21 protein-coding genes are annotated in these 24,481 nt (G+C 62.9%); 10 read left to right on the forward strand and 11 right to left on the reverse strand.

Going from position 1 to position 24,481, the window contains the following annotated elements:
* Positions 1-77: 77 nt before the first annotated feature.
* The 4 genes from cas2 to ACIGKQ_RS21025 all read right to left on the reverse strand — a co-directional run bounded on the left by cas2 (position 78) and on the right by ACIGKQ_RS21025 (position 4,815).
* Positions 78-206, reverse strand: a complete 129-nt coding sequence (gene cas2 / locus ACIGKQ_RS21010) for a CRISPR-associated endonuclease Cas2 (RefSeq protein WP_396574843.1) — start codon at positions 204-206, stop codon at positions 78-80.
* Positions 197-2,083 (reverse strand): CRISPR-associated endonuclease Cas1, encoded by a 1,887-nt coding sequence (gene cas1, locus ACIGKQ_RS21015; RefSeq protein ID WP_396574844.1) that lies wholly within the window; start codon positions 2,081-2,083, stop codon positions 197-199. Before cas1 ends, cas2 begins: the two co-directional genes overlap by 10 nt.
* Positions 2,084-2,289: 206 nt before the next feature.
* Positions 2,290-4,359 carry a type IV secretory system conjugative DNA transfer family protein gene (locus ACIGKQ_RS21020; RefSeq protein WP_396574845.1) on the reverse strand — a complete coding sequence of 690 codons (2,070 nt, stop codon included), beginning with the start codon at positions 4,357-4,359 and terminating at the stop codon, positions 2,290-2,292.
* Positions 4,360-4,515: 156 nt separating this feature from the next.
* A complete protein-coding gene (locus ACIGKQ_RS21025) occupies positions 4,516-4,815 on the reverse strand; it encodes a DUF5663 domain-containing protein (protein ID WP_396574846.1) in 300 nt (99 codons plus the stop codon).
* Between the two features lie 243 nt (positions 4,816-5,058).
* On the opposite strand from ACIGKQ_RS21025, the gene ACIGKQ_RS21030 reads away from it, so the two are divergent.
* Genes ACIGKQ_RS21030 through ACIGKQ_RS21040 form a run of 3 tightly spaced genes read left to right on the forward strand, consistent with a single transcriptional unit; the run spans position 5,059 to position 8,828 of the window.
* Positions 5,059-6,168, forward strand: coding sequence for a hypothetical protein (locus ACIGKQ_RS21030; RefSeq protein WP_396574847.1), 1,110 nt, complete (start codon positions 5,059-5,061; stop codon positions 6,166-6,168).
* Positions 6,168-7,502, forward strand: coding sequence for a hypothetical protein (locus ACIGKQ_RS21035; protein WP_396574848.1), 1,335 nt, complete (start codon positions 6,168-6,170; stop codon positions 7,500-7,502). The genes ACIGKQ_RS21030 and ACIGKQ_RS21035 overlap by 1 nt, the downstream gene beginning before the upstream one ends.
* Before the next feature lie 12 nt (positions 7,503-7,514).
* The gene (locus tag ACIGKQ_RS21040; RefSeq protein ID WP_396574849.1) at positions 7,515-8,828 is read left to right on the forward strand and encodes a CHAT domain-containing protein; all 1,314 of its coding nucleotides are present in this window, start codon (positions 7,515-7,517) and stop codon (positions 8,826-8,828) included.
* Positions 8,829-8,878: 50 nt separating this feature from the next.
* On the opposite strand, the gene ACIGKQ_RS21045 is transcribed toward ACIGKQ_RS21040, so the two are convergent.
* Complete coding sequence (locus ACIGKQ_RS21045; RefSeq protein WP_396574850.1) at positions 8,879-9,076, reverse strand: hypothetical protein; 198 nt, start codon at positions 9,074-9,076, stop codon at positions 8,879-8,881.
* Between the two features lie 9 nt (positions 9,077-9,085).
* Between ACIGKQ_RS21045 and ACIGKQ_RS21050 the strand changes: the two genes are divergently transcribed.
* Positions 9,086-9,703, forward strand: a complete 618-nt coding sequence (locus ACIGKQ_RS21050) for a hypothetical protein (protein ID WP_396574851.1) — start codon at positions 9,086-9,088, stop codon at positions 9,701-9,703.
* On the opposite strand, the gene ACIGKQ_RS21055 is transcribed toward ACIGKQ_RS21050, so the two are convergent.
* Positions 9,625-10,410 carry a LuxR C-terminal-related transcriptional regulator gene (locus tag ACIGKQ_RS21055; protein WP_396574852.1) on the reverse strand — a complete coding sequence of 262 codons (786 nt, stop codon included), beginning with the start codon at positions 10,408-10,410 and terminating at the stop codon, positions 9,625-9,627. The genes ACIGKQ_RS21050 and ACIGKQ_RS21055 overlap by 79 nt on opposite strands.
* Before the next feature lie 181 nt (positions 10,411-10,591).
* On the opposite strand from ACIGKQ_RS21055, the gene ACIGKQ_RS21060 reads away from it, so the two are divergent.
* Complete coding sequence (locus tag ACIGKQ_RS21060; protein ID WP_396574853.1) at positions 10,592-11,323, forward strand: response regulator; 732 nt, start codon at positions 10,592-10,594, stop codon at positions 11,321-11,323.
* Positions 11,324-11,350: 27 nt separating this feature from the next.
* Here ACIGKQ_RS21060 and ACIGKQ_RS21065 read toward each other — a convergent pair whose 3' ends face one another.
* Together ACIGKQ_RS21065 and ACIGKQ_RS21070 are read right to left on the reverse strand one after the other, a co-directional pair.
* Positions 11,351-12,376, reverse strand: coding sequence for a ThiF family adenylyltransferase (locus ACIGKQ_RS21065; protein WP_396574854.1), 1,026 nt, complete (start codon positions 12,374-12,376; stop codon positions 11,351-11,353).
* Positions 12,373-13,842 carry a phenylacetate--CoA ligase family protein gene (locus tag ACIGKQ_RS21070; protein WP_396574855.1) on the reverse strand — a complete coding sequence of 490 codons (1,470 nt, stop codon included), beginning with the start codon at positions 13,840-13,842 and terminating at the stop codon, positions 12,373-12,375. Before ACIGKQ_RS21070 ends, ACIGKQ_RS21065 begins: the two co-directional genes overlap by 4 nt.
* 323 nt (positions 13,843-14,165) lie before the next feature.
* Between ACIGKQ_RS21070 and ACIGKQ_RS21075 the strand changes: the two genes are divergently transcribed.
* Genes ACIGKQ_RS21075 through ACIGKQ_RS21085 form a run of 3 tightly spaced genes read left to right on the forward strand, consistent with a single transcriptional unit; the run spans position 14,166 to position 17,940 of the window.
* Positions 14,166-15,446 (forward strand): TIR domain-containing protein, encoded by a 1,281-nt coding sequence (locus tag ACIGKQ_RS21075; protein WP_396574856.1) that lies wholly within the window; start codon positions 14,166-14,168, stop codon positions 15,444-15,446.
* A complete protein-coding gene (locus ACIGKQ_RS21080; protein WP_396574857.1) occupies positions 15,443-16,351 on the forward strand; it encodes a PfkB family carbohydrate kinase in 909 nt (302 codons plus the stop codon). The genes ACIGKQ_RS21075 and ACIGKQ_RS21080 overlap by 4 nt, the downstream gene beginning before the upstream one ends.
* A 47-nt stretch (positions 16,352-16,398) precedes the next feature.
* Positions 16,399-17,940: a Clp protease N-terminal domain-containing protein gene (locus ACIGKQ_RS21085; RefSeq protein ID WP_396574858.1), complete on the forward strand. Its 1,542-nt coding sequence runs from the start codon at positions 16,399-16,401 to the stop codon at positions 17,938-17,940.
* Between the two features lie 14 nt (positions 17,941-17,954).
* On the opposite strand, the gene ACIGKQ_RS21090 is transcribed toward ACIGKQ_RS21085, so the two are convergent.
* Positions 17,955-18,956 carry a Clp protease N-terminal domain-containing protein gene (locus ACIGKQ_RS21090; RefSeq protein ID WP_396574859.1) on the reverse strand — a complete coding sequence of 334 codons (1,002 nt, stop codon included), beginning with the start codon at positions 18,954-18,956 and terminating at the stop codon, positions 17,955-17,957.
* A gap of 116 nt (positions 18,957-19,072) precedes the next feature.
* On the opposite strand from ACIGKQ_RS21090, the gene ACIGKQ_RS21095 reads away from it, so the two are divergent.
* Entirely contained in the window at positions 19,073-19,573 is a 501-nt protein-coding gene (locus ACIGKQ_RS21095) for a Clp protease N-terminal domain-containing protein (protein ID WP_396574860.1), read from the forward strand.
* Here the strand turns inward: ACIGKQ_RS21095 and ACIGKQ_RS21100 are convergent.
* Together ACIGKQ_RS21100 and ACIGKQ_RS21105 are read right to left on the reverse strand one after the other, a co-directional pair.
* Positions 19,558-20,382 (reverse strand): hypothetical protein, encoded by an 825-nt coding sequence (locus ACIGKQ_RS21100; protein ID WP_396574861.1) that lies wholly within the window; start codon positions 20,380-20,382, stop codon positions 19,558-19,560. The genes ACIGKQ_RS21095 and ACIGKQ_RS21100 overlap by 16 nt on opposite strands.
* A gap of 299 nt (positions 20,383-20,681) precedes the next feature.
* Complete coding sequence (locus ACIGKQ_RS21105) at positions 20,682-21,887, reverse strand: CHAP domain-containing protein (protein WP_396574862.1); 1,206 nt, start codon at positions 21,885-21,887, stop codon at positions 20,682-20,684.
* Positions 21,888-22,089: 202 nt separating this feature from the next.
* Between ACIGKQ_RS21105 and ACIGKQ_RS21110 the strand changes: the two genes are divergently transcribed.
* The gene (locus ACIGKQ_RS21110; protein ID WP_396574863.1) at positions 22,090-24,447 is read left to right on the forward strand and encodes a hypothetical protein; all 2,358 of its coding nucleotides are present in this window, start codon (positions 22,090-22,092) and stop codon (positions 24,445-24,447) included.
* Positions 24,448-24,481: the final 34 nt, after the last annotated feature.

Consider the following 24,481-nt stretch of genomic DNA (forward strand, 5'->3'; position numbering starts at 1 on the left):
GACGCGCCGGTGGTCCCATAACTGGCAATCCAGGTGGTCCCATCCCCATGGCAAACAATCAGCCCAGGGTGGTCCCTTCACGGTGGCAAATGACAAATGAACACGGAGTACTGAATTCGGTCTCCCCACGCCTGCAGCAGGGCGGCAAGCCGTGCACGACGTCTGTCCTCGGTGATGTCGTAGGCGACGAGAATCGTCACCGCCATGCCATCCCCACCCACTGGTGACCGTCGTCGCAGATCGCGCGTGTGAGCAGCTTCGCCTGCCGGTATATATGCCGACGCCAAGAGCCGACGAACCCGGGAATCGCTCCGGAGGTCACTTGCTGCATACGCTGTTCATAGGCCCGTACCAACGCCGCTTTGCCCGCCTTCGTCAGATGAATACCGGGTTCGCCGCCGATCGGCTCTCCGTGAGCAACCGTGAGTGCGCCACGACGGGCCGCGGTCAGAACCACCTGGTCGACGATCAGTGGGCGGAGCTCTTCCATCAGGTCCAGAGCGAGGCCGGGTCGTCGTCCGCTGGCGGCGTGCAGGACCCCGATATTCGGGTCGAGGCCCGCGGTCACCAACGCGGACACACATTCAGACAGCAGCAGGGCGTACCCGTAGCCGAGCGCAGAGTTCACCACGTCGAGCGGAGGACGTCGACTGCGATTGGCAAAAGTGAGGCCGTCCGGCAGCATTTGTCCAAGCGCTAAAAAGTAAGCGGCCGCAGCCGCTCCTTCCAAACCGAGGATCTCGTCGGGGGTTCCGGCTTCGGGCAGCATTCGGCGCATTTGCCGCGCGGTATGCAGCGCCGACTCAACCACTTCGACGTCGGACTCCCGGGTGAAGCGCTGCAGCAGCGTGACCTGGTGGCTGATCTTGGCATCGATGATCGCCCGGGCCAACGGCAGCGACCGTTCCCGATCGGCCACAGCTTCCAGCTGCGACCTCAGCCTCGCGACCCTCGTGCCGTCGACCGCGGAGAGCTGCTGTCCGAGATACTGCCCGCGGCGTGACAGGAAAACCACATCGGTTCCGTCCTCGAGAGTCCACGAGCGCGTGCCCGCGGCCAGCGTGACAGCACCAAAACACACTATCCGTGCCACGAGATTTCTCGGCACGCTGAGTAACTCGGCATCGCTCTTGGACTCGACGACGACTCGACCGTCGCGGGTGAACACTCGGCTTCCCTGTCGACCGCAGTACAGAATGCGGCGCGTTGGCACATCAACGCGGTGACCATCGATTGCCGGCGGATATCGGGGCCCGAAATCCTCGCCGAGGAAACAGAATCCCTCGTCGAAGTTCATCACCTCGGTCTTGTCGACACCGAGGCTCATTCCTACCGCGTCCAACGCCTCTGCAGCCACGCGCGCCGCCTCCCATACGCTGTCCTGAGATGGTCCAAGCACCACAAAGTCGTCGGCATACCGAACAATCGGCATGCCACGATCGAGCAGAGCATCATCGAAATCTGCAAGCACCAGGTTGGCCAACAGCGGCGAGAGCGCCGTGCCCTGCGGCACACCGGTCGCCTCGACGAGCCCCCGCCTCGTAGATACTGGCCGTGTCGTCAGAGCATCGATCAGCGGGCTGAGACTGTCATCGGGAAGCGTTGCCATGAGCTTGCGGACAGCGATCTCACGGGGGATCGAGTCAAAGCAGTCGTCTATATCTGCGTGCAGTACCCAATGCAAACCCTCGTCCCGTAGCGCAACGACGGCTTGTACCGCGTCTATCACTCCGATTCCCTCGCGATATGCATAGGACGCCGGCCCGAGGAACCGGTCGGCGTATGCAGCGACGACATTCAGCAGAGCACGTTCGACAACCCGGTCACGTACGCTCGGCACACTCAGCTCGCGTGCCGAGCCATCCTTTTTCGGTATCGCCACCCGGCTGAGCGGCAGCGGTCGGTATCTTCGCTCAGCGAGCTCGGCGGCGAGCTTGGTGATCTTGGTGTCAGCGTCGGCAGCGAACCGGGTGATGCTGTCCGGGGTCAGTCCGTCGTCGGATCCCTTCTCTCGGACATGGTCCCAGGCTGCACACAGGTTCGCGTGCGTGGTCGCCCGATCTCGGAGTGTTTCGCCGATCATGATCGACCCGCTCTTTCGCAAGCGCTCGCCCCGCCGTGCCGTTCGACGACCAACGGGCACCTCCGCAGGGTGTGTGGCTGCGTGGACCTCCGCGGTCCGTGCGCACGATCTTAGCTGCACAACTCAAGCCGGTATGTCGGCCAAAAGGAGGCTCTTTCGCGCTCACCGCAGTACTCCAGGGCTATCGGCCCGTCAGCCTCGCCAGATCATGCTGCACTCTCGTCGTCGGGCTCAGGTGAGGGCGGCGCACTTTGCTGTGTCGTTTGGCGCTTTGCCAGCCATTCGTCGAGGAACTTCGACTTCGGCTCCTGAGCAGCGGCTGCGGTCGGCGCGCCGTCAACCGGGTAGTGGATATCAGGATCGAGTTGGGACAGATCCAGGTTCGCGGTTCGGGCGCGCGCCCGTCGCCTCACGTCACCCGCCCCTGCGGTGTCGCATCTGCATCCATCGGACTCGACCGTCAGGGTGTGGGGTCGGGAGGCCACCAACGAGGCCGCGGTCCGAGTCACCACTGCGGTGAACGTTGGCAGGTTCGCGAGTGTCGCAGCGTCGACTTGGCCGCCGGTCGCCTCGACATGCGACCGGACGTGCGGCCCGTTGGCGCGGAAGGTCACCGAGGTTCCGACGTTGCCGCTGAGCGCTGCGGCGACCTCGGGATCGAGTTGCCCGAGGAACTGGTGGGCCACCGTCACCGCGACCCCGAACTTGCGGCCCTCGGAGAGCATGTTGACCAGGGAGCCGGCCATCACCGAGTGCGCCTCGTCCACGATGACGTGGAATCGCCGATCGGCGGTCCGGTTCATCGCCGCCACCCAGAACCTGTTCAGCAGCAGGTATCCCAGCAGCCGTGACGATGTCTGCCCGATCTGCCCTTTCGCCAGGTCGACCAGAATGATCTCCCCGGTATCCATGGCGCCGACCGGATCGTAGACGTCGTGGCCCGATCCGAGGATCGCGCGCAGCGCCGGGCTGGCCGAGAACCGCTCGAACTTGCTGTTGCACCACGACACCAGGTCGGCATACTCGCCCGACTTCGCGTTCCGGGCATCGTTGCGCCACCACGCCCGCTCCCTCGGATCAACCAGCGTGGCAGCCAGCGCCTGCCGCATTCCCTTGTGTTCGAGCATCATCGGTACGTCAAGCAGGCTTGCTTGCTCGCCTCGCAGTTCGGCGAGCCCCCGAAGTGCGTGTGCGACACGGTCCTCAAAACGCGGTCCGACGATTCCCGTCTGCTTCGGGTCGAACAGTTCGTAGAACATCTGGCCGATGTCGGAGATAGCAGTTGCCAAGCCGGCTTCACCATCGGTGGCCAGCGGATTGAGTGGCAGCGGGTTGTCGAGATCGTCGGCACGCACCACGGTGCAACGCGCTGCGGCGTCTGCCGGTAGCTGCTCCACAATGCGGTCGACCAGGGTGCCGTGCGGGTCGAGGACCAGTGCGCCGTGCCCACTGTGTGCGATCTGATGGACCATCGACGCCAGCATGGTGCTCTTGCCGGTTCCGGTCGCGCCCACCACGTGAATATGCCGAAGGAGCTCGTCGGCGGAGAGATTGACCCCCACCGCCTCGCCGGCATCGGTGCGAGTCATGCCCAGCCGCACATCCGCCCCGTCGCCGATTTCGGCTGACCCCACGACATTCGGCGAGGCCAGCAATGCGACCGGCATTCCAGCCGGCGCAGCCACCCGGAATCCGGGCGGCACGCGCCCACCAATCGGCAGAACGGTTCGCAGCGCCTGTCCGATCTCGTCGTAGTCGCAGCGGACCACCGGCTCCGACTCCGCATCGGCCGGAACGAAAGTGATGCCTGGCAACGTATCGCGCAGCGCGGCCCGCAGGCTGATCGGAGCAGCACTGTCACCCACCAGCGACATCGACATGCGGAACATGGAGTCGTCGTCGGCGACAGCGTCGATCTTCAGGAATCCGTCGCGCCAACGGTCGAGCGCACGCCAGAACCGCATGCTGTCGGCTCGCGGAGCCGCAGGGAGACGCCACCGCGTTGCGCTTCCTGGCGCGCCGAATCCCAGCTCTGACGTGTCGGGCCGACCTGCGAACACCAGGCCCCTGCGACGGTGTGGTGACCCAGCTCGCACGACCTCGGCGTCACAATCGAGCATCACTGCGAGTTCGTCTGCCAGCGCTTCGTCTGTTGTGTCGAGGCGTACCGTGAGGCGTCCAAGGGCGTCCTCGGCACCGTGTTCGTAGCCTGCGCAAACAGCCAGCGCCGTACCCGGCATCAGCCGTAGCATCGACACGATCGAGTCGATCGCCACGCCGGGATCGTGCGTCTCGCGTCGCTCGCGCGGCCGCAAAGCTGTGATCGTGAGAGACGAGTCGGGCGAAATCGGTGTTTCCTGCAACGGGGTTCCCTTCTCTGGTTGAAGCGGTCAGGTGCTCAACCGCTTCCCCACTGCGGGCGGGTTACTCCGTCATTCCTCGTCATTCCTCGGGAAGCGGCCGGCAACCTCAGCGACAAGCTCTCGTAGGACCTCGCCCACGATGACCTTGTAGTGCGGACATTCCACCTCGAGGATGTGCTGGGCCAACTCCTCCTCGCCGGCATCGGTGGCCTCACTGAAGGCAAAGGCTGCGTCCTCGGGCATCGACGTATAGATTCGCTCTCCCACCCGAGTCGTAAGCTCCTCATACACCAGCGTCGTGAGCTCCAGCAGCCGATCGGCAGGCAGTGTCACCGGCAGAGCGTCGGCCAGAATTTCACTCAAGTCCATTTCGAGAACTCCTCACCAGCCCGACCGTCGGGCTCGATGAGCACTCCGCTTCCCCACCAGAACCGGGACCAGACCGACCTGCGGACGCACAACCCTCGAAACGGTGGACATCGCTACGAGCGCTTCACCGCTACCGTGCAGCTAGACGCAGAACAACGTGTCAGAATCGAGCGCGGGATCGTCGAGGAAGCGAGCAAGACTGTGAGTGCATGGGGTGATGCAGCCGGGGCGAGGAGCGCCGACGTGCTCCCCGCACCCACGGTTCCGCGGCCACGGCCAGCACCGCAGGGCATGTGGTGGTCGGGAACCACCGAGACCGCGATCAGCCGCAATGCGTTGCTGAGACTCTGGTACGTCGAGGTGGCGCGCGGTATGGAAGTCACCGACCCGAAGACCTTTGTCAGGGAACTGCAGGCATGGTCGGGCAACCTGGCCCGGGTGGACTGGGTTGTCGACGGGTTCGCGCCTGCGGTGCCGGAACTGCTCCGACGTGCGACTGAACCGCGCGATGATGTCGATGGGTGGTGCGAGGTCTCCCAGGTCGTCGCCGCCTACGTCGACCCACTGTCGCGATACACCTCTGGTTGGGCCAGGAGTGTGGCGTCCCTGCGGCCCACCGTGCCGGCAAGTGTCGGGCACGCCATCCGCGAGATGGCCCGTCGGGCGGTGGTCCCGATCCGCCGTGAGCTCACTGACTCCGACATGCTTGTCACGCGTAGCGGAGTCGACGATTTCGTGCAGAACCAGCGTTCCCGATACCAGACGCATTCCCGAATCGCGTTGAACGAGTACCGAGTCAGGCTGCAAAAGTACCTGACCGGCCTGCGTCTCAAGAACGATCCGGACGACGGGAACCTTCGCACCGTGCTGGCCGAGCATTACCTTGACCTGACGGAGAAACTGCGGTCAGCCGATGGAGGCCCCGACCGTACGAAAATGGCCGTAGCTGACCTCGCGCGCCCTGACACCGCTCCACACCGTTCGAAGTCTCGGGTGATCGCCACCCGACGAACGGCGTCGTCGGGTACGCGTGCGGCGATGGTCGTTTCCGGTAGCGACCTCGAGCACCACCTGGCCCGCACCCAACTGTGCGAGTTCGCTCGCATATGGATCTCGCGTGACCCGACTCAGCGACTCGACGATGAGAGTCTCTGTTGGGAAGCCGCTCTGGCCATGGACGGCCTCGCCGACCCGCGACTGTTCAGCGATGGCGTAGCGGCCGCGGTCAGCGCGCGCTGGACCAAGCCACCACCCTCACGAGCGCGAAGCCTCCAGCTCGCCTCCGCGATCCGCTACGTCGAACTGCTGCTGAAGGCCGCCCAGAACGCGGCCCGAAAGATCGGAGAAGCGTGATGGCACCAATCACCGGGTCCGTGGAACGCACGGCTGACGGCCTGATCGTCTGGCACGCGCACACTGGGGCGGCGCTCGGCCCGGTCGCGTTTGACGCGCACAACCTCGGCCTCGGCGTCGATGCCGCCGACCCGCGTTGTGTCCTGACCGTGGTCGCCGATGCCTCCGACCGCGACTCGGGCGCCACCTATTTCACCGACCCCGGATTCCTCACTGCTCTCGTAGACGCTACGACGGGCGCAACCCTGCCGCAGCCACAACTGGTGGACGAGATCGCACGCGCCGCCACCATCCATGCGGTCAGCAGATTCCATCTCGGCGACCTCGAGCCTGGCATCGTCACTCTCGACGAGGCACACGCTGCAGCGCTCTGCGGCGACATGGACGGGGCTCGCGGCCGATACCTCATGGCAACGTCGAGCATGGAGGAAGTGCTCACTGACCTCGCCGAGAATGGCGGAGGCGAATCCATCGCGGAGGAACTCGAGGTCGCGGTCGCGCAATGCCCGGCAATGGACCCCGAGAACGCGATCGCCACCGTGGCGGCCGCCATCGTGGACGGTCAAGACGCACGCTGGTCCGAGATGGTGCTGTCGATCCACCAAGAGGAACTCGCAACCACGTTCAGCCCACCCTCTCCGACCGGTGCGGGTGACTTCCTGGACTTGAGCCTGCTTCCACCCCGTCTGATGCGATTCACCGGCCCAGACGAACACGACCTGACACTTCGGATGATCGGCGACGACACCGTCGAGGCCTCGGCCGTGGTGCGCGACGCCATCTACACCAGCAGTTCGGAGGCGGCCGGACTATTCGTGATTGCGGTCGAGCGGGCCACCGGCGAACTGGTGTCCTCTGCGCCGTGCGAGGCGAGAGGCATGCGCATGGTGGCACGATTGTGGCTAGCCGAACATGAGCTCGATGATCTGCACTTCCTGATGGTCACCCTCGATGTCCCGCTCGACGAGGTATCTGCCCGCCCGTTGGACGTTCGCCTGGCCCGGGTGGACCGAGCATGCCGCCACGCCTGGACGAACCATCGGCGCGGACGGGCGATTCTGGCACTCGTGAACTCGGCCACGGCACCAGAACTTGTCGACGCCGCCGGACACGCCATTGCGCATTGCCGACAACAGGCAGACGACTGGGCCGCCAATGCACGAATAGCGCTGGAGGACATTCTGCTCCACTACCAGTCCTCCAATGACCAGAAGTTGGTCGCCGACTTTCGGGAAGGGGTCCTGCGATTGCAGGAACTCGTGGGCGGTGACATTGCCCCCGACAGCCCGTTGCGACCGACGCTAGCGGAATTGCATGCCGAGACCGGCTGGTAGCAACGACGACAGATGCACGACGAATCACTCACCCTGCAGATCCGCGCCGTTGATGCCGGCGCCACTTTCGTGTCGTATCGATGGCTCGACGATGTGGACAATCCAGTCGTTAGGAGGCTCTCGTCCGGCGCCATACGACAGATCACGTGGCTGCTCGACGACGCGCTGATCGGAGACGCAGGTGCAGATGGCCACAGAGCCGACGACGTCCAACGCGCCCTCAACGGTCCGCTGTCGACGACGGCACGCGAAGCCGAATTCAGTGGCAACCTGGCGGCCCAGATTCTCGGCGCCGACGTGTCCCGGGAGATCTCGGCGCGCTCGCGTCGCGGCCGCGTCACAGTGAGATACACACCCAGCCCATCCCTCGCCAGGGTGCCCCTCGACCTTCTGCCGATCGACGGTGACATCCGGCTGATGGAGAAGGCGCAGTTGTATTGTGTGCCGCCCGCAACGCTTCGGGCCGGCCGAGCGGTCGTCCCGAAGCGCTGGTCGCAGGAGTTGGCGCGTCGACCCGTGCTCTATGTGATCGATCCTGAGGTCCCGGCAGCCGCAGGTCTCGACCAGGTGCTCCCAGCACCGCTTGCGACGGCTCGTTCGGGTGTCGATTCCTTCGTCAATCTACTCGAGCGCACCCCACACACGGATGGTTCCGTGGTCCGTAGGCAGATCATGAGATGGAAGCTGGGCGAAGACCTGCGGACCCACCCGGGGCGCATGCTGTACTTCGGGCACGTCAGCGCGAACAGGCAGCAACCGGGGTCGGCGTCACTACACCTGTCCGACGGGGAGTATCACTGGGGGCTGTGCGCGGTGAAGGGCCGCTCACACCGTCCATTCTCGGCACTGGATCTCCTCTATGGCACCAAATATCCTTCGATGGGTCCGGCCGATGTGACCATCCCGCCCTCGATGGAGGACCGCAGCGGACATTCGTTGTGGCCCATGCCACCCCGCGTGGCGATTATCGCCTGCGAGGGGGCGGTGGACTACCGCAGTCGCGAAATTTTTGGACTGGTCACAGCGTGTATGAACTCGGGCGCCGAGTTGGTGACCACCACCCGATGGGCTCTTCCGTCGGACACCGTGATGGATGACGCTGCTCGCGAGACGTCCGTACCCGGCCCGACCACCCGCCTGGCACTTGCAGTCGACGAAGCACACCGCGCTGCCGATCCGGTCGAAGCACTGAACCGGTGGCAGTGCCGCCAACTCGCGCGGTGGAGGGACACGAGCGATCTACAGTATTCACCACTGATCTGGGCGGCGGTTACCGACCACTGGTGCGAACCGCTCGATGAGGACCAGGAAGTCCACGCGCAATGACCAACGATTGTCCTTCCACCACAACCGAACTCCCGACCACCGCCGGCGACTCAGCCGTTCACGGCACGGAACTCGAACGCCTGCTTATCCTGCGGCAAGAACTCAGATCCGCCGGCCATGTGGAGAAAGCCGCGCTCTGCGATTGTGAAATAGCCTGGCTTTATGTTCGGTTGCACGACTACCCGCGAGCCGACCGGCACTTCGAGCGTGCCACAAACGGTTTCCGCGAGGCCGGACTTCACCATCACCAGGCCAACGTGCAATGGAGCAGAGCCCGCAGGATGCTCGCCGAGGCGTCGGAAGACGATGCGCGCCGAGACGAGCTGATCGCTAGCGCAATCGACATCGCAACAGCATCCTGGATCGCCTGCGAGCACGAACGATTCCAGTTCGATGACGCCGCGCGCCGTCGTCGCTGGGCGCTCATCGCCGACCGCAGACTCGCCGCAACGCTGTCGCTGGCCTACGAACACGGCTCTGCTGCACTCGTTGCCGAACTCATCGACAGCGGCCTCAACGCCGGCTCACACTCGGCGGATGCAGACTTCGGCGACGAAGACGCGGGCGCGGACCCCGGCGGAGAGAAGCTCTCGTTCTGGTCGACCGAATTGTGGGTCGACGTTTCGTCAGACAGCCGGTCCGTCGTGACCACCGATGACGCGGCGGGCTCGCAGAGTTCGTCGCACCGGTCTGAGGCCGCGGCACGCCTGCTCGACAACCGCGAGCTGGCCATGGAGCCACCAGCGGAGCTGCGCTATCCGATCAACAGCGGCACTCACCGGGTCGTGCTGGGTCCTCAGCGGGAGATGGCGGCTGCTCTCGATCCCGACCTGCGCGTGATCTTTACTTCGGTTCCCACTGTGGAAGCGTGGTGATCGCGACCGAGACCGCCCGAGTGCACGAGTCGGACACCGCGGCATACCGGAACAGTTGGTGTCGCGTCATGCTCAGGGGCGGGCGGGTTAGCGTCCGCGGCGTGGAGGAGATTTGACGGTTCAATGTAGCCGTCGGCGACGAGCGCGAGAAGTAGCCGTACCCGGTTTCCGATCGATCGCCCAGCATCCGTGTAGCGGTCTGACACTCGGCGATAATGGGTACGCACAGTCGATTCGGCAAGAAAATGCTGCCGCGCCGTTTCGGTGATCGTGGCACCGGTGAGATAGGTCGTGAGGACTTCGAGCTCCCTGGCAGTCACATGCACCCGAGACAGGGCACGTGGTCTATCCGTCGACGGCGCGGTCGCAGCGGGCATGAATGCACGTAGTTGATCGACCGTCCTGACTGCACTCGTCGAGCCTGCGCTGACATCGACGACAAGTATCCGGGCGGAACGCAGTTGCACGTCGCGCCGGACCCGCTCGGCGCGGTTCGCAGCACGCACGAGAGCCACCGACGGCGTCGGGCCGGCCGCCGGCATTCGGGAAGCATCGAGGTCTATCAGGACCGGTCGGCCGCCGAGCTTCTCGACCAGCGCGACAAGAGCGGTGTCAAAGAGATCGTGCTCGGCGATGACCGCAATCTGCGGTGCCTCACCCACGGTGGAGATGGCACTGTCTGGGTATCGGTCGATCAACGCGGTCATTCGGAACTCCTCGGTGCGCTACGAAGCAATCAATCGGTGACATCAATTCTTCGGACACAGACGCCGATGCGGAACAGGACGATTCGCCTGAACTCGACGACATCGGGTGGCATCCTGGTTCGGCGGGGCTGTGGCATACCAGATTGCGCACGCTCAAACAGGCTGGTGTTAACTACTACGCATGGCTAGCGGGATGCGGGTGCTCGTGGCGTCACCACTGGGAAGGGTGATCTCGACATCGATGGAGCGCGACCTCGACGGCGTCGTCGTCGAGGTGGTCGGCGACAGGGCCGGTCTGGTGCGCAGCGTGACCGGGAAGGTTCGATTCGACGTCGTCATCGCAGACCTGATCTGGAACAACCCAGATGCGGAATGGTCGTTCGACGGTTTGGATGTCATCAATGTGCTCCGCGACGCCGACCGGATGGCCCCGGTCCTGCTCGCCACCCAGGGGCACTCGATGGAGCAGGACCACCTTGACGAGGCGCGGCTGCGTGACGAGGTCTCCGGCATCGTCAGAAAGTCTGACGGATTGGAGGCGATCGTCGCGGCCATCAGAGCCGCTGCGGTCGGCAAGCGGACCGATGACGCCGGGCCTGCGCCACGCGCGGTTCCGCTGTACAAGGAGTTCGTCGGGCAGCGCGGCACCACTGCGGGCCGCCTGGCAGGTGCCATCGCGTCGGGGTGCACGTCGGACAATGCTTCGCTGGCGAAGGCGGCGAGTGTCGCACCCAACACGGCGAACAAGGTCACCAGTCACTACCTGGGCCCGATCATGACGCGACGTGGCGAGCACGACACACGCCTGCAGCTGACCCAGGCGTCTGTTTACCGATGGTGCGGCCTGCACGCACGCTATCTGGTCAGTTGGTGCCGCCGGCATGGCCACGAAGATGTCCTGAAACCCGTCTGACACACCGAATCGCTGCCCACGACAAGGTCACCCGAGGTCGCTGACCCGGACGTGGTGCCGTCCGGACGGTAGATCTGTTCCGCAGATGACCTTGCGTGCCGCGAGCGCGCCGACGACCCCCGCGAGGGTCGCGGCGGTGCCCAACTGCGGCCACGACGGGATGGTCTTGCCGACTTCGCCAAGCGCCACCTTCAGGCGATCGGCGACGTCGTCGCCGACGATAGTGCCGGCGATCTCGACGCGGCGTTCCGGATCGCGCAATTCGTCGTCAGTAAGCGTCTCGACATCGCCGGCTCGACCGTGAAACAGCGGCCGGTCAGGTTCGAGGTCGAATCGTTCAATGTCGAGGATCACGTCGTCGCCGTTGTCAGTCACCATGATGACCGGCACTTGGGCGTCACGGGCGTGGTGCCGGATGCGTACCTTCATCGCGAGATCGTCCATCTCCTCGACGAGGACGCGGGCGCGAGGAATGGCGCCGCCGCCGATGAAGCGTTCTGCCATGCTGGGGTGAAACCCTCCGGGGAACGCCTCCACCTCGGCGTACGGGTCGGCCTCGAGAACACGCCGGTATGCCAGCGTTGTCTTGGGAACGCCGAGGTCGCACACCGATCCAACCAGTCGGTTGAGGTTCGACGGACCTAGCGTGTCCGGGTCGGCGATACGCAGGCGTCGGGCGCCGGTCAGCGCACACACCGAGAGCACTGAACCGCCGACGCTGAGTCCGGCGATCGCGATGAGCCCTGATGTCCAGGAGCGCTGCTCGTCGTCGGTGATCAGGAATCGGTTACGCGCGGTGCGCAAACGGTGGAAGACGGATGCTTCGGGAAGTCGGACAATGGTCCTGCGCCACGGATAGGCGATGTAGCGGGTAGTGCGATCCAAGTCCGCGGGATCGTAGTCGATAGGCGTCGTGCTGTACTGGTCGAGCTTGTGTAGGTCCTCGAGCGCCGATTCCCAGCCATCGACCAACGCATAGCCGTCGACGTTGCGGAGGTGACGAATGCGGTCGGCGTCGTCGTGTGGGTGCAGGATTTCAACAAGACCGGTCATCGACGTCTTCCTGTGTGTTGTTGTTTCGCCTTACGCTCGAACTCCGGACGACTGCGATAGCTATGCAGGCTTACGACGGGACGTGCCGGTTCTCCTTTGCTGTCGCAGAGGGTTCGGTATTCCCCGTTGCTATGTCGCAACTCCTCGTAGGCGATCTGGGCCAGCGTCTCGCGCAGCGACTCGGTTTCGGCAACGCCATTCTTGAGCTCGAACATAATCCGGAGGGTCATCGAGAGGTCGGCGTTCTCTGGGTGGGGCATGTGGAAGTAGCCGCTCAACGCATCGGCGACACGTGGATCTTCCACCACGGGTTGGACATTGTGGAAGAAGATGTTGACCGCGTAGAAGGTCACCGCCACATCCGGGCGACCGTACAGCGCCAAGAAGTGGTTGTCGGTGACCCGCTGCGCCAACTCGTCGTGACCGTACGCTTCGAGCACATCCCTCATTGTCGAGCCGTCGTAGAGTTCGCCCTCATCCTTGATCCGGTACCGCACGAGCGGCAGCGTGGTGTCGAGGGTGAACAGCAGGCAACCGTCCTCATCGGTCTCGACATATCGGGCTACCGGGTCATACTCGACGAAGGTCGGCAGGTGCGTCACGTCCTCATCGAACAGTGCCCCACGAAGGTTCGGATCATGCTCCGCGGCACGGCGGATGGCGATCGACAGCGGGGTTTCGAATCCCATCAGCCCGGCATCTGCGGTCCCATAGATGAGCACGATACTCGCGGGGTCGTTCGGCTTCCCGATGCGCTTGAGCAGGTGGTCCCGCCAGGTCTCGGTGATCAGTTCACCAGCCAGCAGCAGCTTGATGTCCTGGCTCAGGGCTGCCGGTGCATCGGCGGCCAGTCGGTCAAGGACGTCCTTGACGTGGGGTGGGTAGCCGGTGATGACGACCTGCTCGTAGTTGGGTGCCAATTCGGTGAGAGCTCGGACCGCATCGTCGATCTCGATGCCAGGCGAGATGACGCTGACCGGAATCTCGAGGTCGTTGGCACCGTTGAGCGCCATCAGGGTGTAACTTCCGGCAATCCACGTTCCCATCGCGAAGGTGTTGACAGCCAACGTGGTGCGCTCATGTGCATGGAATGTGTCACGCAGGATCTGCTCGTGGAAGCGAATGCTGTCGTAAAGAGACTTTCGGCTGCGCGGAAAGTACGTCGGCATTCCTGACGAGCCCGAGCTGGCCGACCAGTTCACTACCCTGCCGAGATCCGCGTCCCACACGAGTTCGGGTTGGTCGTAGGCCTTGAGGTAGTCAGCCTTGGTCATCGGCGGCAGGGCGTGAAAGCTTGCCTCGTCGATCACGTCCGGGTCCGCCCCGTTCGCGGTCAGGAGCTTGTTGTACGCCGGGACTCGCTGCACTGCGCGCCGTGCGAGTTCGATGGCGGTGTCGATGCCGACTGTCGGCTGTTGAGGGTGCCGCGTCGCCGACTTTGTGTCTGAGATTCGTTGGTCAGCCATCGTTCCTTGCATCATCCTGCTTGTCTGGCTGGCCACACACTCGTCCGCCTCAGCCTCATCTGAATTGCACTGTGACTGGTGTGTGACAGTACTCGACTTCGTGGGAGGTCCGTTGTCGTCGAAAGCGATGAAATGAGTATGACGAATCGATCCCGGTGACCGGTGTACCTAGCTCGGCCCACCCTCCTTCACCACAGCGTACGGGCTCCGGTAGCCCGGTTACTGGCTCCCGATCGCTTGGTTCCATCTCTAGACGGACGGTGAAACCGCCTTGTCCCAGCTATCGTGAAACGAATCGACGCGAGCACAGGACTTCGACCGCCATGACGGTATTCATCAGCCACCACTCGAGCAGGGAAATGACTGCCGCTCATGTTGCAGGCTATCTCGAGCGACATGGGATCTCGTCGTGGTATGCGCCGCGTGACATCGTTCCGGGGTCAGAGTGGGACCAGGCAATCTCCGGAGCGATCCAACAGTCGGGTGCCTTAATCCTGCTCTTCTGTTCACAAGCGGACCAAAGCAAGCACGTCAAACGTGAGGTTGGAATAGCCGATAAGGCGCAGGTACCCATCTACTGGCTACGGCTCGAGTCGATCGAGCCCGAGAAACTCGGCTACTTCCTGAACGAAACGCAGTGGATCGACTGGTTGGACGAGCGCGACAGCACATTGGACCAGTTGGTCATGACACTGCGAAACCTGCCACAGAGGTCCACCACAAGCGAAGCTCGACCTAGCGGAAGAATCGGAGCAGCCACCTCCCCCGCCGTACATTCGACGCAACTACCTTTGATGGGTTGGCCCCGAGGGATTTTTGCATTCGAGAATGAGCGTGACGCCGGCAAGGCCGTTGCGCTGGCGTATCTCTCGTGCGCAAGGGATTCCCCAGACAGCTCCCTTGTCCTCCCCACTGGACGGGCATCCACGCCGATCTTCCGCGCAATCAACCGGCTCGCAGAGCGCGAACCTCCTTTTGCGGAAGCACATTTGATAAACGACACCGAGACCTTCGGAGTGTGGCGTGGACATGACACCTCGCGTACTCGACATGTCAACGAGATGCTCATCGAACCGCTTGCAGAACGTGGGCTCGCACCACCGCCCAATCAACTTCATCTACTCTCTGGGATCATCACGAAAGACGACCCAATCGTCTCCGCGCGACGAACTCTCCGCCGCTGGCCGCCCGCAATGCATGCAGTTTCCGTCGCGCCCAATGGCGAGGTTCTGGCTTTCGAGGTCGCAACTTACACTGACGTTGACGCCCTCGCTGACTCCGGCGTCGGAGTCATCGAGTTGAGCGAACACGGCCGCGGATACATCGATCCAGACCAACCGTCGCGCTCCGTGCTTTCTGTCGGTTTAGGGACAGCGCTTGCGTCCTCAGTTCTGGTGATTCTCGCCTTTCCCGGTAACAAGTCGAACGTGGTGCGACAGATGGTAAACGGACCGGTCTCTGCGGGTATCCCGGCGACGGTCTTGTCCCGGCACCACAATGCGTTCATTGTCACGACAACATCGGTGGCAGCCGAAGCTGCCCTTGAACGCGAGGTTGAGTACCTCACGCCCGAAGAAGCCTCACAAAGGATGCACGCGCTATGACACATCAGCCAACAGTCGCCATCGTGGGGATGGCCACTGTCGATTACATCTACAACCTGCCGAGCCACCCGAAAGAAGACTCTGAGAATCGTGCACTGGAACACTCGGTTTCGGTGGGAGGACCGGCCGGACGGTCAGCAATAGCAGCAGCACGGCTCGGCGGAGCCGTTCGTGTGCTGGCCACGTGCGGGACAGGGGTGCATGCCGAGACGCTGCAAACCCAACTCACATCTGAGGGAATCGCCTGCGAGTGGGTCGAGTCAGAGCAGGACTCGCAGCACTCGGCAATACTCGTTGCAGCCGACAATGCAACCCGAACCACGGTGTGGCTTCCGCAACCAAGGGCCGACGACAGGCTCTTCGGTCGCCTCCCCACAGTCCTAGATGGCGCCGACATTGTTTTGCTGGACTGCACTGACGAGGCGCTGACACGTCGTGTCGTCAAGTCCGCACAACTCGCTGGGGTTCCTACGGTAGTCGATACAGGGTCGTGGAAGCCGTGGGCACCCAGCATTCTGCCCGAGGTCGATCACGTCATCGCACCGAGCAAGTTCTTTTCGAAGAGATCCAAGCAATCGCTGCCTGAGCAACTGAGAGACTGGCTCGAACACTCGAAATCTGAGGTCGTGGTGGCCACCGAAGGCGGCGAGGGCGGGCAGTATGCGGTGCGCGAGCGTCCTGATCTTGTAGACCGATACCCGGCCGCGGAAGTGGTAGCCGTGGATACCTGCGGCGCTGGTGATACCTTCCACGGCGCATATGCATTCGCTATAGGAGCGGGACTGAGCGTACCTGACAGCCTGACCGTCGCATCATGGTCAGCCGGGCTGAAGACGACCGCCGTTGGCAACGGCATGATCCCTACCTGGGATCAGGTTGCTCAGCAACTCGGCGAAGAAGCCTGAATGGCTGGCGTGCTGACCACCACTCCAGTCCCGGATACGGAGTTTCGATGCGTGTTTTGATTCTTCTAATGCTGAGCTTTGGTGCAGTAGCGCTCGTCTCGTACCTACGCTCACCCGACTATCGGCTCCGTCGGTGGTCCCGGAAAGGTGGAATTCAGCACTACGCCGCCTATGCCCACGCCGAGGTCGCGGGCGTGCGGATCCGTTCAGTCGACTACGGCTTGGAAGGCAAGGCTCGCAACCTCGCTCGCATGCATGTCGTCGGTGCGCCTGTCGTTCTCGCCGCCGTGGCTCTGCTGTTGTATTTCACCCACGCGCCGGTATGGCTCGCAACGATCATCGTGAGTTTATTGTTGTTGCCGCAGCTTACGCCGATCGACACCATCAGTCAGACCGCACGTGGCCTTCGGTCCAGGAACCGACGACAGCGATCGTCCGCCGTTCGCGGAGCCGTCTACGCAGGCATTGGCGTGAGTGCCGTTGTCGTTGGGACCATGTCGATTTGGTTCGCCATCGCCAGCGAGAGACAAGGCGAGTCATGGTCGGCGTGGGGCGTGTTCACCGTGTTTGGAATCTCAGTGCTCGGGGTTGCCGAGGTGGCGACACTGATGGGGAAGCGGAAGATCTCCTCGTCGCAGAGCGCACGTTTTGGCCGCGATGCGGCTACGGATGACACGCTCTTCCTGCGGTCCTTCGACGACGACTCCATGCGCTTACGCGCGATCGACCCACACGTCGGCTTCTTTTCGGTGTTCAGCGGCATGACCGCGCGGTTCGAAGAACTAATGGCTGCGATGCTGTCCGGTTCGACATCTCTCATCGCCATCGGTAAACCTAGCGAGTCCCTTCCGGAACTCGGCGCGGTCCGGACGTACGTTGCCGACGACGAGTGGCAGGAAGCAGTAGAAGTGACCGCGCAACGGGTTGGGAGCATCGTTCTTGTCGCCGGCGTCACCGATGGACTCGAATGGGAACTCACCCACTTGCGAATGTGGGGTTGCGGGCACAAGGTGACCGTGATGCTGCCTCCGGTTGACCAGTCCCAGGCGTGGAACCGCCTACACCGAGTCCTACGTCAACTCGGCATAGATTTCGACACTGTGGAGCGCGATGACAACACGGGAGCTTGGTTGGGGGTTTTGCTGCGTACGGTCACCGCATTGGGAATCGATGACGACGGCCGCCCGGTATTCTATGTCTCCCATCGACGCGATTGGCTCTCGTATGGGGGGACCCTGGTATTCAGCCAAAATATCGTACGCGGAACGGCCGAGCCTCCCCGGTTTGGTGAGATTGCAGAAGCTCGCGGTCTCGAACTCAGGCCAGGGGCCGAGATGGCGCAAGTCTCTCCTGCAGTGAGCACCGACACTCTCGACGACAGACTCGAAGCCAGTGCGAAACGTGCAATCGCCGAGGCCCGGGTGTTGGCTGGGACCCAGCATGACAAGAGTATTTCGGCAGAGCATTTGCTCCTTGGCCTCACCGCAGAAAAATCCAGCCAAGCCTCGAGACTTCTCGTTTCCCTGGGTCTGGATGTCGAGGAAGTTCGCGGAAGAGTACTCTCCATGGTCTCTCGACGAAACGATTGAACTCCTGCTCCTATTTAAGGCGCATTGGTCTCCAAGCGTTCTGCGACCCGGCGAAAGTCCACGCCCGCTTCGTTCAAAAGCCGGGTTACTGGATTGGCCTCGTCAGCGAGAAGGCCCAGAAGCAGGTGGGCGGTCCCAATGCGCCGCTGACCGACCACGTCCGCCGCATCGGCTCCGGCCACGATGGGACCACCCGTGGTCGTTATGTGTGGGCCGGCGAGCGCAGTGTGAGCGGCTGGCGCGGGCGTCAAAGCACTTGCGTCCTGAGGCGTCTCCGACAGATCGTGAGCATCGTCCTCCAATAGAACGCGCCACTCGGCTCGATCTGGACAATCACCGATGTACTCAGCACCCAGCGGGCATTCGACATGAGCAGGGATGACGATCATGTCCTCCTGGCCTTTCGGGGGATCCACCCGCCGTGGCGCATCTGCCATCGCACGCAACGCCTCGTGTGCCCGCTGCGGCGCCCCGTGTGCAAGATTGTGCGCGCTGACCCGGCGCGCAATGTCCAGGGCCAACGATCCTGGGTGGAAGCCCTTTGGAAACCGCATCTCGACGTAGTGCATCCACGACCCCAGAGCCTTGACCGGGAAGTCCTGATCCATGTGGAGAGTGACAGTCGGGCGACGCCCGACTCCTAGGTCAGGGCGCCAAGAGACGGCACTCACCCACGGGTATCGCACATGGCCGACCGTTCGACCAGAGCGGACCTCCCCATTCGCTATGAAGACGATTCGGGCATCCGTCAAGTAGACGTTGAGATCCTTCTCAAGCGACTGGATATCTCGTTTGCCGTAGTTCAGAAGCAAACCCGTTAAATCTCCGTCGTCTTCAAGGGTGCTCACCCAGTGGACGAGCTCACGCGTCCTGCCTGCCGCTCGGGCGATGCCATCGTCGGCCGCTAGGGCGACGGACCCATCGGCGTGTAGGCGAGGAATGTATCGATCGAACTTGGAGGCGAAGTCACCCGGTGTCGCAGTACCGAGCACGCAGAAGGCTTCCGACAGCTCCACTCTGGCACCTCTTACGCCATATCTTTGACCGACCGATGTATACTACGAAGCAATTCTATTCCATTCGAGATTGCGAAGCGGGCATATTCGAGCGATTCACCCACCCCGCGAAGCGGGTGATCGTTCTATCGCAGGAGTCTGCACGCGAGCGGTCGCACAACTACATTGGCACCGAACACCTCCTTCTCGGTATACTCAAAGAGATCGAATACCGGTCGGGCACGGAAAGCGCAAGCCAGCCGGAACGCTACTTGGAGCATCTCGGAATCGCTCCACACAATCTCGAGAAGCAGGTTGACGAGGTCCTCGGTACCAAAGTAACCGAACCACCGGAGGGCCATATTCCTTTCACCCACCGGTCGAAGAAGGTCCTAGAGCTGGCTCTCAGAGAGGCGTTGGCGGCAAATCACAACTTCATTGGGCCAGAACACATATTTCAAGGCCTTCTCGCAGAGGGCGAGGGCGTGGCGTTTCTAACACTCAAACAGAACGGCGTCGGCGAAGAACGTGGACGAGATGCGCTTTTCGGAACAAACCGACTGCGAACCCACAGGAGAGAGCTTGGCTTACCCTCGGAACGCATTGCGCGCCGGCGCGCAGATCAAGCAGATTCGTGAGGAATTCGCTGGCGCGCCATCGCTGGGTTGATGTACTGATCCTTGTTGTTTTCTGATTGAAACCTGTTACACGCCTCGCCATAGAACTGGTGAGCAAGATCGACCTCACCATCACTTCGGAAAAGGTCGGCTAGGTAGAAGCAACAGTCGGCCGCGAGTTCGGGTAAGCCGGATTGGTCGAAAAGGTCGATCGCCGTCGCAAGGGCTGCGCGGCTGCGTTCTTGCGCGCCGGTGGTGGCGTACAGGACGGCGGCTGACCAGAGGGCTCGTGCTTGGTCTTCCGCTTCGCCCGCCTTCGCGTACTCCTCAGCCGCTCCCACGTAGCTGTGCGCAGCGGCTCGCCGGCGACCCCTGTCAGCCAGTACTTCACCGGCCCGAGTGAGAGCGATACCTCGTTGTGTTCCTCGCTGAGACTCGCGGTACACGAGGTCGATGAGGTCATCAATCGTCGAGTCGGCAACCTCCTGCGCGTCTGATACCCACAGAAGCAAGACCGCTGCTTCATGCCTCAAGTCTGCGGTTTCGACGGTTTCGTTGAGCACCATGATCCGCCGCGATTCACGCGACTCATCAACGAGCAGCCTTAACTGCCTCACGCACTCATCGAGTTGGCCAGAACCAGCCAACTCCTGCGCCAAATTTCGTCGCGCAACGAGCAACTCGCCGTGCAACTGGTGCTGGCCCGAAACTTCAACGGCATGTTCGAAATGTCGGATGGCATCTGCTGCCTTCCCCGACCGTGCGAGGCGATTTCCCTCTCCGAGATGCCAAGCATATTTGACCAACCCGCCGCGTTTCCGAAGTCCCACTGAACATCGCCTCCGAGTCGCGCCGATCACTGCGGGCAGTGAGTTACTTTCCTCATGGTACGGAGAACTCATCCGATCTTCACGCTCCCTGCACGGGGCCAGGGCGACCATTATGTGGTCCACATCATGAGCGCGGCGATAGCGGCTCTACCCCGTTTGTCAATGATCTCGAGCCACCAAGAGCCGACGGAATGACCGCGATGCCGGCGTCGAAGAACTCCACCCAACAGTCGCCCGCGGATCGTCCGCCCCACATTGCGGCAGAGCGGACGATCCGTCTTCGATCTAGCGGATCGGCGCTAAGCCGTCTTACATCCGATCGCGGGGTTCGTCACACCGCGATGAATGTTGATCGCGTACGCGCACACCTTCTTACCTCGCGGCGAGGAGACCGTGACCCGATGGTCGAAGCCGTGACGACCGCTGATCCCGTAAGCCCGGTTCACGTCCGGGCGCGATCCGTTCGCGGTCACGGCTATGGCCTTCGCCCCAGGCTGGCCCGGCTGCGGGCCCACGTAGATGTGAACCTTGACCGAAGTACCCGATGCGTCAGGGTCGAAGGACCAGCCACGCACTCGCACTTGGTTGGAGGCCACCACGGACACCTCGTCGAGCACACCCTTCGGATGGGGGTCCGCGATGCGCACCGCCGGACACCCGAGCAGTACGTTACCGCCGTCACCAATGTTGATGGCGTACAGACACACCGGGATCGAGCCGTACCGACGCGGGTCGAAGGTCAGATCGAATCCGTGATTGCCCCCGATCCCGAATGCCTTGTTGACGTCAGGCCGCGCGACATTGGCCCGCAGCGCCCGTCCCACTGCCCCGGCCGTTCCCGCATGCCCACCCGCGTAGGCGTGAACCTCGATCGAGCTGCCAGAGTTGTCGGCGTCGTAGGCCCACCCACGAACCCGGACGGTCCCGGACTTCGGTGACGCGACCTGGTCGATGTGTCCGACCGGGTTGTGTGCCCTTGGCGCCGGCGCCAGACTACGGGGACGTAGGTACCCAGTCAGGTAGTTCTTCGTCATCGAGCTGATCTTGGTTGCTCCCGGATTCTGCGTGAGGACCTGGATGTTGCCACCTTGGTCGGCGAGCACGATTGCGACATGACCTGCGCCTCTGCCGTACGGCCAGTCCTTGCCCCACACCGCGACGTCTCCCTTCCGCGGCGTCGCCGCCGGCGACAGTCTCTGGTAGTGACTGGCCGAGGATGCGCCGAACAAATCCGCCGCGTGATCTACTCTCACCCGGGGAGCTCCGACGACGTCGCGGTTGTAGAAGTTGAAGAGGTCGACGCATTGAGCGCCATATGCTCCGTCAAAGTCGGCGTGCCGGCCGTTCCATTGCGAGACGAACCCGTCCACGCTGGTCCCCGCCGAAGCATCGCCGGGCGTCGCCACTGTCAGACCTGCGATCGTCATGCCCAGAACAGCCACAATGAATGTGATTGCCGCCCACCAGCGTCCCTTCCACTGCGCATTCGGTTCCGTGTGCGTCATAAGCCTGCCTCCTTCGAGATTGGCGGCCGCCTGCCGACCGCGCTCCCCCCTCAGTCCGCTTCCCCACCGATCCGATTCGTGTTGCCCGGGTGTGGCGCGCTCTGTCGCATATGCTGTTTCAACGATCTGATTGCCGCCGCCGAGGATTTGGACGTCGATGACAAATGCGCACCCATGGAGGCTGTTTCGCCGATGCGGGGAGGTGGAGGCGACCCAGATCGACCATGAGTGGACGTGGACGACAGCCAACGGCGAATTGCTCGCCGCGCAGCCCGGTGATTGGCGTGTGACGGATCCCGACGGCAGTATCCGTTCGGTTAGCGCTGAGGTGTTCGGCCAGTCCTACGAACCGGTCGGCCACGGAAGGTTCCGCCGCACCGGTGTGTTTCGCGCGCAGCAGGTGATCACACGCACGTCGATCAACACGACAGAGGGACCGGCCGAGGCCCGCCCGGGCGACTGGGTGGTTGAGGGCGCCGCGGGTGAACAATGGCCCGTACCCAAGCGGAAGTTCGAGCGTAGTTACGAAGCCGTCTACAGCATGGCGCCAGCTGCCAGGGACCTGGGCCCCCGATGGCCGAACCGATTTGCAGCCGGGGTTCCCTGGGTGCTCACTCTTCTCTCCATCACCGCCGCCACCTGGGGGTTCATCGTCATTCACGATGCCTTCCCCGGGGCATCACTGGCACAGCAGATCTACTCGACCATGGCGATGTTCGCCGGAGGCTACATCGCGATATCAAACAATCCGGTATACGACCCCGTTCCGCCCCCCGGACTCGCGATACCTTCCGTCATGGCCTTCTCGGTCACCATCGCCGCTGCGGGCAGCGTGATCGTCACCTTGTCGACGCAGGCGCGCAACACCGTCCGAGCCATGGTCACGCGACCACATGTCGTGGTCATCGGTTCCGGCGCAACCGCAGCCGCCATCATTCAGTCAAGCCTCGCGAATGGCGTGCGGGCCCTGCTGATCACCGAAGACCGCGGAAGCGAAGCCGCCCGAGCTTGTATTCACCGGATTCCGAGTGTCGTGATTCGCTCCATTTCCGAAAGCGGTAGCTACGGAGCGACGAAATGGATCCTTCGTCGCTGCGAGAACGTCGTGGTCGCCGCTGAATCCGACCCGGTCAACCTGGACCTTCAGGCCACCCTGTCGAGTCGCATGGCAACCAGACTAGGAGCGCGTCGGTCGGTGATATCTGTCGTGAACGACGCTGATCTCGTCGATGCAATGCGGCCGCATCGGATCTCTAGCCTCACCGACGAACACGTCACCTGCCCGGCTGAGAACGTCGCAGAACACGTTTGTCACCTGATCGATGCGGCTGCGACGGGACCGGCCGCGATAGTGAAGACCGATGACACGGGCCGGACACGACCGCTGGTGAACCGTGTCATTGTTCAGGTCGTCGATGTCGACCTCGATCACGTCGCGGCAGTGGGTCGCGTATCTCCTGTTGAACTAGTTGCGCCCACCATATCCTTGTGGGTCAAACGACAGTGCTGGAGCCGTTCCTTCCTGCACGGCAACGAACTACCGGGACAGCCGGGTAACAATCCGATCGTGCCGATACATCTCGAAGTGCCTGTCGAAGCGGGGGATCTCGTCGTCCGTGTCTATTGCGGGCGATCCGGGTCACACGTGATCAGTCGCTACTTGGAGGACTGCCGCCTGGCAACACCACCCTTGGTCGACCTTGCAATAGTCGTCGCCGACGAACAATCAGTCACCACCGCCTGCCGCACCTTCGATCCCTTCGGGCAGGTCAGCACTGGTTGGGACTGGCTGGCGGCGGGAGCGCCCATGACGACGGAGCAAGTCACGCGGACAACTCTGGCCGTCGACCCGGACTTGACGGGCCTCAACGTCCACCTCGTCAACGACGATGTCCGACTGCAGTGGGCCCGGGTATTCAACCAAACCTATGAGTTCATGTTCGCGGGTGACTACGCGATCAACGGCTGGCTGCCTGGGGCGCCGCTCGGTAGCGCCACAAAGATCGAGGAAGCTCGAGCAGCGGCAACAGTGCGAGCCCGCGGCGGCTCCGCAGAAGAAATGAAAGAAGCGCGCACGAACGCCCAGAGACGCATTTCAAATCGCTTGTCGAGCGAGCTTGCGGCGAAGGCGATGATCGAGTTCCTCAAGCCGAATTGGCAGTTGGTCCGTTACGACGGTGCAACGTCGGACGATCCGCCACCGGCGCCAGGTTTCGACTCCGACTTGATCAACAGGATCGCAGCACTCGAACACAACGACTGGTGCAAGCGCCGGTGGTACGACACCAGTAGACGGGGTTGGCGCCGTGGACCGACAGAGATGAGTTGTTGTGCCCACAGCCGGCTGAAGCTCGGCAAGCACACCTTCGCGGAGCTGGAGGATGAGACCAAAAAGCCCGAGCACCAGGAGAAGCTCCCGGAGAAGTCCTACTCACGCGCCGACGAACTACGCGTCGCGATCAACTACAACCGGCGAATCGTCAGCGAAACGTATCCAGCGATCGCTGCATGCTTCGGCTACCAAATCGTGCCCGCGAACCCGCCCGAACGCGACAACTGACTCACGCGACGGCCGGTTCGTCGGGTAGGTCCGC

The sequence above is a fragment of the Gordonia sp. NPDC062954 genome (assembly GCF_044543825.1).
Taxonomy (GTDB): Bacteria; Actinomycetota; Actinomycetes; order Mycobacteriales; family Mycobacteriaceae; genus Gordonia; species Gordonia tangerina.